General features: G+C 71.6%; 13 protein-coding genes. 9 read left to right on the top strand and 4 right to left on the bottom strand.

The genetic code is table 11. The features are described from left to right. Positions 1–32 precede the first annotated feature (32 nt). A complete protein-coding gene (locus ABD743_RS36880; protein ID WP_344728052.1) occupies positions 33–608 on the bottom strand; it encodes a TerD family protein in 576 nt (191 codons plus the stop codon). 194 nt (positions 609–802) lie between these two features. Here ABD743_RS36880 and polA point away from each other — a divergent pair, with 194 nt between their 5' ends. Next, positions 803–3,607, top strand: a complete 2,805-nt coding sequence (gene polA / locus ABD743_RS36875; RefSeq protein WP_344728051.1) for a DNA polymerase I — start codon at positions 803–805, stop codon at positions 3,605–3,607. Here polA and ABD743_RS36870 read toward each other — a convergent pair. Beyond that, positions 3,574–4,173, bottom strand: coding sequence for an MOSC domain-containing protein (locus ABD743_RS36870; RefSeq protein ID WP_344728049.1), 600 nt, complete (start codon positions 4,171–4,173; stop codon positions 3,574–3,576). The two genes, polA and ABD743_RS36870, sit on opposite strands and share 34 nt — an antisense overlap. A gap of 441 nt (positions 4,174–4,614) precedes the next feature. Beyond that, positions 4,615–5,193, bottom strand: coding sequence for a class I SAM-dependent methyltransferase (locus ABD743_RS36865; protein WP_344728048.1), 579 nt, complete (start codon positions 5,191–5,193; stop codon positions 4,615–4,617). Positions 5,194–5,335: 142 nt separating this feature from the next. Here ABD743_RS36865 and ABD743_RS36860 point away from each other — a divergent pair, with 142 nt between their 5' ends. Together ABD743_RS36860 and ABD743_RS36855 are read left to right on the top strand one after the other, a co-directional pair. Next, positions 5,336–5,764 carry a helix-turn-helix domain-containing protein gene (locus ABD743_RS36860; protein WP_344728047.1) on the top strand — a complete coding sequence of 143 codons (429 nt, stop codon included), beginning with the start codon at positions 5,336–5,338 and terminating at the stop codon, positions 5,762–5,764. 38 nt (positions 5,765–5,802) lie between these two features. Beyond that, positions 5,803–6,231: a VOC family protein gene (locus ABD743_RS36855; protein ID WP_344728046.1), complete on the top strand. Its 429-nt coding sequence runs from the start codon at positions 5,803–5,805 to the stop codon at positions 6,229–6,231. A gap of 35 nt (positions 6,232–6,266) precedes the next feature. Here ABD743_RS36855 and ABD743_RS36850 read toward each other — a convergent pair whose 3' ends face one another. Further along, positions 6,267–6,758 carry a hypothetical protein gene (locus ABD743_RS36850; RefSeq protein WP_344728044.1) on the bottom strand — a complete coding sequence of 164 codons (492 nt, stop codon included), beginning with the start codon at positions 6,756–6,758 and terminating at the stop codon, positions 6,267–6,269. 168 nt (positions 6,759–6,926) lie between these two features. Here ABD743_RS36850 and ruvC point away from each other — a divergent pair, with 168 nt between their 5' ends. From ruvC to secF, 6 genes are all read left to right on the top strand, one after another. Further along, complete coding sequence (gene ruvC / locus ABD743_RS36845) at positions 6,927–7,529, top strand: crossover junction endodeoxyribonuclease RuvC (RefSeq protein ID WP_344728043.1); 603 nt, start codon at positions 6,927–6,929, stop codon at positions 7,527–7,529. Continuing rightward, a complete protein-coding gene (gene ruvA / locus ABD743_RS36840; protein ID WP_344728042.1) occupies positions 7,526–8,131 on the top strand; it encodes a Holliday junction branch migration protein RuvA in 606 nt (201 codons plus the stop codon). The genes ruvC and ruvA overlap by 4 nt, the downstream gene beginning before the upstream one ends. An 88-nt stretch (positions 8,132–8,219) precedes the next feature. Next, the gene (gene ruvB / locus ABD743_RS36835; RefSeq protein WP_344728040.1) at positions 8,220–9,251 is read left to right on the top strand and encodes a Holliday junction branch migration DNA helicase RuvB; all 1,032 of its coding nucleotides are present in this window, start codon (positions 8,220–8,222) and stop codon (positions 9,249–9,251) included. Positions 9,252–9,302: 51 nt separating this feature from the next. Next, on the top strand, positions 9,303–9,710 hold the full coding sequence (gene yajC / locus ABD743_RS36830; RefSeq protein WP_344728039.1) for a preprotein translocase subunit YajC: 408 nt from the start codon (positions 9,303–9,305) through the stop codon (positions 9,708–9,710). A 36-nt stretch (positions 9,711–9,746) separates the two neighbouring features. Next, positions 9,747–11,570 carry a protein translocase subunit SecD gene (gene secD / locus ABD743_RS36825; protein WP_344728038.1) on the top strand — a complete coding sequence of 608 codons (1,824 nt, stop codon included), beginning with the start codon at positions 9,747–9,749 and terminating at the stop codon, positions 11,568–11,570. Between the two features lie 3 nt (positions 11,571–11,573). After that, positions 11,574–12,812 carry a protein translocase subunit SecF gene (gene secF, locus ABD743_RS36820; protein WP_344728037.1) on the top strand — a complete coding sequence of 413 codons (1,239 nt, stop codon included), beginning with the start codon at positions 11,574–11,576 and terminating at the stop codon, positions 12,810–12,812. Positions 12,813–12,876: the final 64 nt, after the last annotated feature.

Genomic DNA, 12,876 nt, shown 5'->3' with positions numbered 1-12,876 from the left:
GTCCGGGCGCGGGTGGAGCTCGCTGCTGCGTGTCAGACGTTGACGCCGTAGTCGCGGGCGATGCCCGCGAGCCCGGAGGCGTATCCCTGGCCGACGGCGCGGAACTTCCACTCCGCGCCGTTGCGGTAGAGCTCCCCGAAGACCATCGCCGTCTCGGTGGAGGCGTCCTCACTGAGGTCGTAGCGGGCGATCTCGGCTCCGCCGTCCTGGTTGACGACCCGGATGTAGGCGTTGCGGACCTGGCCGAAGCTCTGTGAACGCGCGTCGGCGTCGTAGATGCTGACGGCGAAGACGACCTTGTCGGCCTGGGGGGCCATCGCGGCGAGGTTGACCTTGACCTGCTCGTCGTCGCCCGCGCCCTCGCCGGTGACGTTGTCGCCGGTGTGCTCGACGGTGCCGTCAGGGGTGGTGAGGTTGTTGAAGAACACGAAGTGCTTGTCGGAGAGCACCTTGTCGCCTGCACCGGCCACGATCGCGGAGGTGTCGAGATCGAAGTCGGTGCCGGTGGTGCTGCGCACGTCCCACCCGAGGCCAACGATCACGGCCGTGAGGTCGGGGGCCTGCTTGGTGAGGCTGACGTTTCCACCCTTGGTGAGGCTGACGCTCACGTCACTGCTCCACATCTGGTTGTCGGGAGGCCGGATGATCTCGGTGGGACCTTATCGGGACGAACCGGACGTACGGCACGTCCAACATCAGCAACGGTGAAATCGCGGGCCCGGTTCCCCGCTCCCCGCGACCTGCTGTGTCGCAGGCCCGTCCGGTGCGGAACTGTCGGGCGACGGTCCTACACTCGCCGTCGATGAGCCCCGCCACACGCACCCCACAGAAGCCGGCCGCGCCGGCGCCGGCCTCGCCGTCGTCCACCGGGCGACGGCTCCTGCTGCTCGATGGCCACTCTCTGGCCTACCGCGCGTTCTTCGCGCTGCCGGCGGAGAACTTCCGCACCGGCACGGGGCAGACCACCAACGCGGTCTACGGCTTCACGTCGATGCTCATCAACCTGCTGCGCGACGAGCAGCCCACCCACCTCGCGGTGTGTTTCGACGTCTCCCGCGCCACGTTCCGCTCCGAGCGCTACACGGAGTACAAGGCCAACCGCACCACCACCCCTGACGATTTCCGCGGCCAGGTCGACCTCATCAAGGAGGTGCTGCGGGCGCTGGGCATCCCCGATTTCGGTGTGGAGGGCTTCGAAGCCGACGACCTGATCGCCACGCTGGCCACCCAGGCGGAGGCCGACGGCTTCCAGGTTCTCATCACCACTGGCGACCGCGATGCGTTCCAGTTGGTCAGCGACGACGTCACGGTGCTCTACCCGAAGCGCGGGGTGTCCGATCTCGGCCGCATCGACCCGGGCGAGGTGATGAACCGCTACGGCCTCACCCCTGCCCAGTACCCGGATTTCGCGGCGCTGCGGGGCGACCCCAGCGACAACCTGCCGAGCATCCCGGGTGTGGGGGAGAAGACGGCCGCGAAGTGGATCCGCGAGTTCGGTTCGCTCGCCGAGCTCACCGACCGCGTCGACGAGGTCAAGGGCAAGGCGGGCGACGCGCTGCGGGCGCACCTGGCCGGTGTGCTGCTCAACCGGCAGCTCACGGAGCTGATCCGTGACGTGCCGCTCGATGCTGCGCCTGCCGATCTCGAGCTGCGGCCGTGGGATCGCGACGCCGTGCACCGGCTGTTCGACGAGCTGGAGTTCCGGGTGTTGCGCGAGCGGCTGTTCGCCACCCTGCAGAGCGCCGAGCCGGAGGCCGAGGGCGGCATCGAGGTGCAGGGCGGGGCCATCGAGCCGGGTGGCGTCCGAGCCTGGCTCCAGAGCCATGCGCGCGACGGCCGCCGTGTCGGCCTCGCGTTCCACGGCATCACCGGTGGGGCCACCGCGGGCGACCTCGCCGGCATCGGGCTCGCGGCGGGCGAGCCCACCGTGGAGGCGCGCGCAGGGCTCGATGCCCACCCACCCGCGCTCGCCGGCGTGCCGCAGGCCGCCTACCTCGACGTCGTCAAGCTCACGCCCGACGACGAGGCCGCGCTGGGGGAGTGGCTCGCCGACCCGTCGGTGCCCAAGGCGGCCCACGACGCCAAGTCGGCGCTCCACGCGCTGCGCGGGCGTGGCTGGAGCCTCGCAGGCCTCACCAGCGACACGGCGCTCGCCGCCTACCTCGCCCGGCCGGGCCAGCGCAGCTTCGACCTCGCCGATCTGGCGTTGCGCTACCTGCGGCGCGAGCTGCGGGCCGACGGTGAGGCCGAGGACGGCCAGCTCTCGCTGCTCGGTGGCGAGGAGGAGGCCGACACGGCCCGCGCCCAGACGCAGATGATCGCGGCCTCCGCCGTCGCGGAGCTGGCCGACGCCCTCGACGCCGAGCTGGCGGAGCGCGGCGGCACCGAGCTGCTGGCGGAGCTCGAGCTGCCGCTGGAGTTCGTGCTCGCCGACCTCGAGACGGCCGGCATCGCGGTCGACGGTGAGGCCCTCGCGGCCCTGGAGGCCGAGTTCGCCGCTCAGGTGAAGCAGGCCGCGCAGGACAGCTACTCCGTGATCGGCAAGGAGATCAACCTCGGCTCGCCGAAGCAGCTGCAGGCGGTGCTGTTCGACGAGCTCAACATGCCGAAGACCAAGCGCACCAAGACCGGCTACACCACCGACGCCGACGCGCTGCAGACGCTCTTCGAGCAGACGGGCCACGAGTTCCTCTCCCACCTGCTGCTGCACCGCGACGCCACCCGGCTCAAGGTCACCGTCGACGGCCTGCTCAAGTCCGTGGCCGACGACGGGCGGATCCACACCACCTACAGCCAGACGATCGCGGCCACCGGTCGCCTGAGCTCCACCGAGCCCAACCTGCAGAACGTGCCGATCCGCACGGCGGCGGGCCGCCGCATCCGCGAGACGTTCGTGGTCGGGCCCGGGTACGCGGAGCTGATGACGGCCGACTACAGCCAGATCGAGATGCGGATCATGGCCCACCTGTCGGAGGACGCCGCGCTGATCGAGGCCTTCCGCTCGCGCCACGACTTCCATGCGCAGACGGCCGGGCGGGTCTTCGGCTGCGAACCCACCGAGGTCTCGGGGGAGCAGCGCGCCAAGATCAAGGCGATGAACTACGGGCTGGCCTACGGACTCTCCTCGTTCGGCCTGGCCGGGCAGCTGCGGATCTCCACCGAGGAGGCCCGCGGGCTCATGGACGAGTACTTCAACGTCTTCGGCGGAGTGCGCGACTACCTGCGCAGCATCGTCGACATCGCCCGCAAGGACGGCTTCACCGCCACGATCCTGGGCCGCCGCCGCTACCTGCCCGACCTCACCAGCGACAACCGCCAGCGCCGGGAGATGGCCGAGCGGATGGCGCTCAACGCCCCCATCCAGGGCAGCGCCGCCGACATCATCAAGGTCGCCATGCTCGGGGTGCACAGGGCCCTCACCAGCGAGGGGCTGCGCAGCCGGATGCTGCTGCAGGTGCACGACGAGCTCGTGCTCGAGGTGGCCGACGGCGAGCGCGAGGCCGTGGAGAGCTTGGTGCGGCGCGAGATGGGTGCGGCCGCGCAGCTGAGCGTGCCGCTCGAGGTGTCGGTCGGCTACGGCCGCAGCTGGGACGACGCGGCCCATTGACCGGGCGCGGCCGGCAGCGACGTCTCCACCCGCAGCAACGCCGGCCCGCGGCGCAGCACGCCGTCGGAGAGCGGTTCGCAGCGCACCCCGCCCCGTCCGCGCATCCCGCGGAACGCGCCCGGTGCGAGCACCACGTCCATCCAGCGGCAGGGGTTGGCCGGGCGGTGCGCACGGAAGCGCACCAGCCCGTCGCCCGAATCGAGGCTGAAGACGGCCCCCTCGGTTCCGCGCCCGGCCGCCAGCCGGTCCACCGGGAAGCCACGCACCACCACGTTCCGGCGCGTCAGCCCCGCATCGGGCGCGGCCGCCAGACCGAGCTCGCGGGCGATCTCGTCGAGTGACTCCGCCGCGAAGAACGTGACCGCCGCCCGACGGTGAGCCGCGTGCCCGAAATAGCGGTCCCCGACGAGTCCGAGACCCGCCCTGACCTCGACGTACTCGGGGTGCGTCCCGGCGGGGTCGGGTCGGGGTCCGTCCTGCGGCCGCCCCTCGAAGGCGTGTATGGGGGAGACGAGCAGGTCGACGATCTCCACGGGCACGTCGAGCCCCGGCTCCCCGGTCGTCACGCCACCGACGCTACCTGCGACCGACCACCGACAGCTCGGCCGCTGCACCCGGCGACCGGCCGCGCTCCCCGGGGCACTGTCGCGGCCCGAGTGAGCGCGGGTGGTGGGCCGAGGCCTCCCGCCTCGGGCGATGATCACCATTTGGGGACGCGGAGCCGCGTATAGCGCGGTTACCGACCCCCGTTTGGTGATCATGACCTGGTATCCGCCACGGAGCGCTGGTTGGTGTGGCCGCCGCGGGTGTTGATCGCTGTTTCGGGACGCGGTGCCGTGTGTGGCACGGTTGCCCGTCCCCGGCCGATGATCATGTCTCGCGCGCATCGTGTCCGGCCGGGCCGCCTGACCCGCCCCCGAGAGCGCCGGTGCCGTGCTGTCGGGCTGGCCGACCGCCGATTGAGCGCTCCCAACCCCGGAGCGCGACGGCGTGCTTCTTCGGTTTCCTCAGGTTCTGGGGCGGCGTCCGGCGAGAACGCGGGCCGGGGGGAGGTTGCGCCAGACCGGCGGGCTCACGGTGAGTTCGGCGAAGGCCGCCCGAAGGTCGCGTTCCTGGCGGCGGGCCGGGGGCAGCAGGTGGGTCACCAGCAGCGAGACCTGGGTGAACGTTCCGGTCGTGGCCAGTGCCGCGGCGGCGATGGCGGGGATCGGCGCGGACGCGTAGGCCGCCCAGGGCAGAAGGCTGCAGATCGAGTCGGCCTTGGCGACCCCGTGGGTCCGCAACACGTCGGGCAGTTCGGCGGCGTCGGCGCACACGACGGTGACAGCGGGATGGCGGGCGGCGAGCCTGCGTGCCAGCGTCGGGTTGATCTCGATGGCGATGTGGCGGCCGCGCCCGGCCAGCCGGCGCTGCAGGGTGTCGGTGACGTGACCGGTTCCGGCCCCGAGCTCGACGACCACGGACCCCTCGCCGATCACGTGCGGCGCGAGCATCGCGGCGACGAGTGCCTCCGAACTCGCCGTCACCGTGGCGACCTGGGTGGGGGCGCGCAGGAACTCACGCAGCAGGATCCGGTCGTCACGCATCGTTGGAGCGTACGGCGGCAGCGCGCGGGTGAACCCGGATCAGCTCCTGGGCACCCGGCATGCCACCAGCGGGTTTCCGTTCGGTGTCGCACAGGGGACGGCGACGAAAGTACGGGACGATGCGGAGGTGAATGGTCCGGTTGTGCCAGCGGTGTTCCACCTGCGGCGAGCGCGCGACCTGATCGACCGCCATTACGCCGAGCCACTCGACCTCGACGACATGGCCCGTGCCGCGGGCTTCTCCCGCTACCACTTCGCCCGCGGGTTCCGCGCGGCCTACGGCGAGACGCCCGGCCAGTACCTCACGCGCAGGCGGGTGGAGCGGGCGCAGGACCTCCTGCGTTCGGCCGACCTCACCGTCACCGAGATCTGCCACCTCGTCGGGTTCACGAGCCTCGGCTCGTTCAGCGCCCGCTTCTCCGAACTCGTGGGCGCGTCCCCCACCGCGTACCGCAAGGTGCACGCCGAGCGGGCAGCGCCGCGGGTGCCGGACTGCTTCGTCATGGCATGGGGGCGGCCCGGGGCCACCACCGCAAGCACGGAGAAGCCCGCACCGGTGGAGCAGCCCTAGCGTCTGCCGCACACACCGTGATCGACCCGGAGGGCCAGATGATCAGCAGGATGTCGCACACCACCGTGTACGTGCTCGACCAGGACTCGGCCAAGGAGTTCTACACCGAGAAGCTCGGCTTCGAGGTGCGCAGCGACGTCACGATGGGCGCGGAGTTCGAGGGGGCGGGCGAGGGCTTCCGCTGGCTGACCGTCGGCCCGCCCGACCAGCCCGACATGGAGATCATCCTGGCGGCGGTCGGGATGGGCCACGATCCGGACACCGCGGCGCAGATCCGCGCCCTCGTCGCGAAGGGTGCGATGGGCGCGGGCGTGATGGGCACCGACGACTGCCAGAAGACCTACGAGGAGCTCTCCGCTCGCGGTGTCGTGTTCACGCAGGAGCCCGCGCGGCGCCCGTACGGGATCGAGGCCCTGTTCCGCGACGACTCCGGCAACTGGTTCAGCCTGTCCCAGACCATCGCCTGACCCAGCAGGGGCGGAAGGGGCCCTCGGGCATCCGGTCAGTCGTCGGAGGTGAAGGCGGCGCGGGCGGCGCCGAGCCGGGCGACCTCGAGACGGCGGCGCTGGTCCCGGGCCCGTTCCGCCAGGGCCGGCAGGTCGACGGTAGTGAGCTGCGGGTGGGCGGGAACCACCTCCATCAGTGCCAGCCAGAGCGCGAGCTTGCCCTCCACACCGAGCCCGAGGCTCTCGGCCTGCAGCAACAGTGACAGATCCCGGCTGCCGGCCATCCGCTCGTGGACACCGATCCGATGTGCCTTCTCCACGACCCAGCCGACGGCCTGCTTCACGGGGTTCTGGCCGACCCCCACCTCGTCGACGAGGCCACGCAGAGTCTCGAGGTCCTCCTCGATGTCCCTCGCGATCGGTCCGAGCGCTGCCGCGTACGGAGTGCCTCGGACGGCCTCCTCGAGCTGGCGGGCCATCTCGACCCCCGCGTTGGCGCCGCCGAGGTGGTCGCCCAGGTAGGTGCCGAGATGATCGATGGCTGACATGCTCGCCCCCTGCGTCGAGGAGTGTCGTCCCGCACGGGCGTGCGGTGGCGACGGTCGCACGGACCGTTGGGGAAGTACCCGGTCTGCGGACGGCGCGCCCTCGCGAGCACCCGATCGCGCGCCGGTAGCCTGCCCCCTCGAACGGCTGTTCGCGCGTGAGGAGATGGTGTGCGGGTGCTCGGCGTCGACCCGGGGCTCACCCGGTGTGGGCTCGGCGTCGTCGACGGTGCCGGTGGGCGCACCGTGCGTTGCGTGGCTGTCGACGTCGTGCGCACGCCGGCGGACGCCCCGGTCGCGGAGCGGCTGCTGGCGGTCGGTGCGGTGGTCGAGGAATGGATCGAGCGGTACCGGCCCGACGTGGTGGCGATCGAGCGTGTGTTCAGCCAGCACAACGTCCGCACGGTGATGGGCACGGCGCAGGCCAGCGGGGTCGTCGCGCTGCTCGCGGCCCGGGCCGGACTGCCGGTCGCGTTCCACACGCCCAGCGAGGTGAAGGCCGCCGTCACGGGCGAGGGCCGGGCGGGCAAGGAGCAGGTCACCACGATGGTCACCCGGCTGCTCAAGCTCGCCGAGGCACCGCGGCCCGCCGACGCGGCCGACGCGCTGGCCCTCGCGATCTGCCACTGCTGGCGGGCGCCCATGCTGGACCGGATGGCCCAGGCGCAGGCCCGGTCGGCCGAGTTGGCGCGGGCTCACAAGGCACGCGTGGCGGCGGCAGCGGCCAAGGCGACAGCGGCGAAGGCGGCGAGGGCCGCGGGGGAGGCGTCGTGATCAGTTCTGTGCGCGGTGAGGTGCTGGAGATCGGCCTCGACCATGCCGTCGTCGAGGTGGGGGGCGTGGGCCTGGCCGTGCACGCCACCCCCACCACCCTGGCCGGGCTGCGGCGGGGGCAGCCCAGCCGGCTCGCCACCGCGCTCGTGGTGCGGGAGGAGTCCCTCACCCTGTTCGGCTTCGCCAACGACGAGGAACGCGAGCTCTTCGGGCTGCTACAGACGGTCAGCGGCATCGGACCGCGCACGGCACTTGCCACCCTCGCCGTGCTCGCACCGGACGTGCTCCGCCGCGCGCTCGTCGACGGTGACCTGACCACGATCACCCGCGTCCCCGGCATCGGGCGCAAGGGTGCGGAGCGCCTGGTGCTGGAGCTGCGCGACAAGGTGGTGGCGTCGCCGGCCGCGCCGGCCGCGGTCGCCTCGGCGGCGCTGAACGGTGCGAACCCGCGTCGTGACCAGGTGGTGGAGGCCCTCGTCGGGCTCGGGTTCACCGCGAAGCCCGCGGAGCTGGCGGTGGACGCGGTGTTGGCCGGTGAGGCCGATGCCGACGCGAGCACGCTCCTGCGGGCGGCGCTGACCCGCCTGGGCAGGTCCCGATGAAGACAACGATATGGACACATATCGCTGATCGGCCCGCGCTCCGAACAGCGACACGTGTCCATGTCGCGCTCTCGGGCGGGAGGGTTCGGTGAACGACGTCGCGCTCACCCCGGGACCTGAGCCCGAAGACCTCGAGGTCGACGCCAGCCTGCGGCCTCGCACCCTCACCGAGTTCATCGGGCAGCCGCGGGTCCGCGAGCAGCTGGAGCTGGTGCTGGAGGGGGCGCGGCGGCGCGGTGACCCACCCGACCACATCCTGCTCTCGGGACCGCCCGGGCTGGGGAAGACGAGCCTCGCGCTGATCGTCGCTGCCGAGATGGGCGCCGCGATCCGGCTGACGTCGGGCCCGGCGCTGGAACGCGCTGGCGACCTCGCCGCCATGCTGTCCAACCTCGAGGCAGGCGACGTCCTCTTCATCGACGAGATCCACCGGATCGCCCGTCCTGCTGAGGAGATGCTCTACCTCGCGATGGAGGACTTCCGGGTCGACGTGGTGGTGGGGAAGGGCCCGGGCGCCACGTCCATCCCGCTGGAGATCGCACCGTTCACGCTGGTCGGGGCCACCACCCGGTCCGGGGCGCTCACCGGTCCGCTGCGCGACAGGTTCGGTTTCACCGCCCACATGGAGTTCTACGAGCCTGCGGAACTGGAGCTCGTGCTGCGCCGCGCCGCGGTGATCCTCGACGTCGACCTGCGCCCTGACGGCGCCCACGAGATCGCGGGCAGGTCCCGGGGCACCCCGCGTATCGCCAACCGCCTCCTACGGCGCGTGCGGGACTTCGCCCAGGTGCGCGCCGACGGTGCCGTCACCAGGGAGGTGGCCCAGGACGCCCTGGCCGTCTACGACGTCGACGAGCTGGGGCTCGACCGGCTGGACCGCGCCGTCCTCGGGGCGCTGGTCCGGTCGTTCGGCGGCGGGCCCGTGGGCGTTTCGACGCTTGCTGTCGCAGTCGGCGAGGAACCCGGTACCGTCGAAGAGGTCTGCGAGCCGTACCTGGTACGGGCCGGAATGCTGGCCCGCACCCCCCGGGGCCGGGTTGCCACGGCGGCGGCCTGGTCACATCTGGGCATCGCTGCGCCGCCGGACGTCACCCCGGGTGGCCCTCCCGCGTTGTTCTGAGCGGGGGCTGGCAGACTCTGGTGGCTCTCGACGTGCGGAGATACGGAGACCATGGACCTCTCGCTGCTGTTCCCACTACTCATCCTGCTGCTGTTCATCCCGATCTTCCTGTCCGGCAGGCGCCAGCGCCGGCAGGTCGCGGAGACGCAGGCGCTTCAGCAGTCGCTGGAGAACGGCGACGTGGTCGTGACCACGTCCGGTCTCCGCGGCACGGTCATCGACGCCTCCTACGAGGACACCGTCGACCTGGAGATCGCCGACGGCGTGGTCACCACCTGGCTGCGGGCCGCGATCCGGGAGAAGGTCACCCACCACGACCCGGTGGAGGAGCCGACCGTGATCGACGCTCCGCCGGCCCCGGTGGCCCCGGCCGATCCGGCGCCCGATGCGTCGCCGTCGCTGGACAAGGCGCCATCGCTGGAGAAGGACGACTCCGCGAACGGCTCCTCCCGCAACTGACGATGCGGACGCACTGACAGGAAGAGATCTGAAGCAGTGGCAACCACCCCGGGTCGAATTCGTCCTTGGCGCTACCTCGCAGCGTTCCTCGGCATCGTCGTCGTGCTCTACGCACTGGTGTTCTTCACCGGGGACGGCCGGGCCACACCAAAGCTCGGCATCGACCTGCAGGGTGGCACGCGTGTCACCCTGCAGGCGCGCACCGAGACCGGCGCCGAGCCGCCTCGGGAGCAGCTCCTGCAGGCCCAGTCGATCATCGAGGATCGCGTCAACGGCCTCGGCGTCAGCGGCGCCGAGGTGGTGCTCGACGGCAGCAACCTCACCATCACGGTCCCCGGCCAGGAGGGGGACCAGGCCCGCGACCTCGGTCAGACCGCGCAGCTGAGATTCCGCGAGGTCGTCGGTGGCCCGGTGGCGGCCACCCCGCCTGCGCCCCCCGGCGGAGCTCCCGCCGCGCCGGGCGGGGTCGCACCCGCACCGGGCGCCCCTGGCGCTCCTCCTCCCGCCGCACCTGCGCCGGGTAACCCTGCGGCTCCTCCGCCTGCCGCACCCCCGCCGAACCCTGCCCAGCAGCCGCAGGGCGCGGCCGACCCGTCGGCGCCCGTCGAGCGTGGCGTCGCTCCGGTCGCCTTCACACAGCCGCTGCAGAACCCCACGCCTCCGCCAACGCCCGCGCCGCCCCCTCCGCCCGCTACGGCACCCGCTGCGCCGGCCCCCGGATCGGCCACCCCGTCGGCCCCGGCCGACCCGCAGCTCGCGGCCGAGATCAACCAGGCCCGCCAACTCCGTCAGAGCACCGACCCTGCTGTCCAGCAGATGGCGCTGGCCAGCCTCAACTGCAACGTGCGTGACCCTCTGAAGGGTTACGACGACCCGACGCTCCCGCTGGTCGCCTGCAGCCAGGACCGCGCCGAGAAGTACGTCCTCGGCCCTGCCTTCCTCGAGGGCACCGAGATCGACAACGCCATCGCGCAGCAGAACACCCAGGGCGCCGGCTGGGTCATCAGCCTCACGTTCAAGAGCCAGGGTGCCGCGACCTGGGGCCAGTACACCTCGCAGAACATCGGCAAGAGCGCGGCGTTCGTGCTCGACGGCGAGGTCGTCTCGGCGCCCACGATCCAGAGCGCGATCTACGGCCCCACCGAGATCTCCGGACAGTTCAACCAGGAGTCCGCCCAGCGGCTCGCGGGCGTCCTGCGGTACGGCTCGCTGCCGCTGTCGTTCGCGTCGTCGGAGGCCCAGACGGTCTCGGCCACGCTCGGGCTGGCCTCGCTGGAGGCGGGTCTGATCGCAGGCGCACTGGGGCTCGCCCTGGTGTTCGTCTACTGCCTCTTCTACTACCGGATCCTCGGGGTGCTGACGATCCTGTCGCTGGTGCTCTCCGGAGTGATCGTCTACGGCGTGCTGGTGCTGCTCGGGCGGTGGATCGGGTTCACGCTCGACCTGGCCGGTGTCGCCGGGTTCATCGTCGCCATCGGCATCACCGCCGACTCGTTCGTGATCTTCTTCGAACGGCTCAAGGACGAGATGCGTGAGGGCCGCACCTTCCGGTCGGCGGTCCCACGCGGCTGGGTCCGGGCCCGGCGGACGATCCTGTCGGCCGACGCGGTGAGCTTCCTGGCTTCGGCCGTGCTGTACCTGCTCGCGCTGGGCCAGGTGAAGGGCTTCGCATTCACCCTGGGTCTGTCCACCGTGCTCGACCTGGTCGTCGTGTTCCTGGTGACCCATCCGCTGGTGGCGCTCGCGTCCAGCTCCCGGCTGTTCAGCAGTCCCACGCTGTCCGGCCTGGGCGCGGTGGCGCGGATCGGTGCCGATCGCAAGCGGGCCGCAGCCGCGGCCGGCGCATCGAAGGGAGCCTGAGGGATGGCCACCACCCCTTCCCGGAAGCGGGGCCGCCTGTCCGGCCTCTACACCGGCACCGGCTCGTTCGACATCGTCGGGCGCAGGCGCGTGTGGTACACCGTGTTCGGGCTGTTCATGCTCATCTGTATCGGGTCGATCATCTTCCGGGGCTTCAACCTCGGCATCGACTTCACCGGCGGCACGCAGATTCAGTTCTCCGCGTCTGGCACGGCCGTGCCGGCCGATGTACAAGCGGTCGGCGGGGTCTACGAGCGGGTCACCGGGCACGAGGCCGCCGCCGTGCAGACGGTCGGCACCGGCAACTCGGCCTCGGTGCTCATCCGCTCCGAGCCTCTGAACCCCACCCAGCTCGTGCAGCTCAAGCAGGCGCTGTTCGACACCTTCAAACCGATCGGGCCCACCGGGGCGCCCTCGCCGCAGGCGATCAGTGACAGCGACGTCAGCGGGAGCTGGGGCGGCCAGATCACCCGGCAGGCGATCATCGCGCTGGCGGTGTTCCTCGTGCTGGTGACGATCTTCCTGGCTTTCTACTTCGAACGCGCGATGGCGATCGCAGCGCTGATCGCCCTCGCGCACGACGTGATCGTCACGGCGGGCGTGTACTCGATCGTCGGGTTCGAGGTCAGCCCGGCCACGGTGATCGGCCTGCTGACGATCCTGGGCTTCTCGCTCTACGACACGGTGGTCGTGTTCGACAAGGTCAAGGAGAACACGCGTGGCCTGCTCGGGCTGACCAGGCGCACGTACCCCGAGGCGGCGAACCTCGCGCTCAACCAGACGCTGATGCGCTCGATCAACACGTCGCTGATCGCGGTGCTGCCGGTGGTCGGGCTGATGGTGGTCGGCGTGGGCCTGCTCGGCGTCGGCACGCTGGCCGACCTCGCGCTGGTGCAGATGGTCGGCATCATCGCGGGCGCGCTGTCGTCGCTGTTGCTCGCCACTCCGCTGCTGGTCGACATCAAGATGCGCGACCGCAGGTTCAAGCAGCAGGCGGCGCGGGTTGTGGCCCGTCGCCAGCGGGCGGCGTCCGCACTCGCCGGTGAGCCGGAGGGGCAGCCCGATGGTGACCCGGACCTGTCGGACGACGGGGTGCTCGCCACCGAGCTACGCCGGGAGCGGGCGATGGCCGCGGCGGCGAGCCGCCCGGCCCGGCCCGGCAAGTCGGTGGAGCAGCGCGGCGGACGCCCGGCCCGGCCCACAGGCAAGGCGTCGAGGCCCACTGGCAAGAGGCGGGGATGAGTGAGCCAGCTCGCGAGCGAAGGATCGATACGGTGCGAGCTTGCGAGTGGATCATTGATACCGC

The organism is Pseudonocardia yunnanensis (genome assembly GCF_039534065.1).
Classification (GTDB): Bacteria; Actinomycetota; Actinomycetes; order Mycobacteriales; family Pseudonocardiaceae; genus Pseudonocardia; species Pseudonocardia yunnanensis.
Note: the sequence above shows the minus strand (reverse complement) of the source record. Positions and strands in the feature narration are given on the sequence as shown.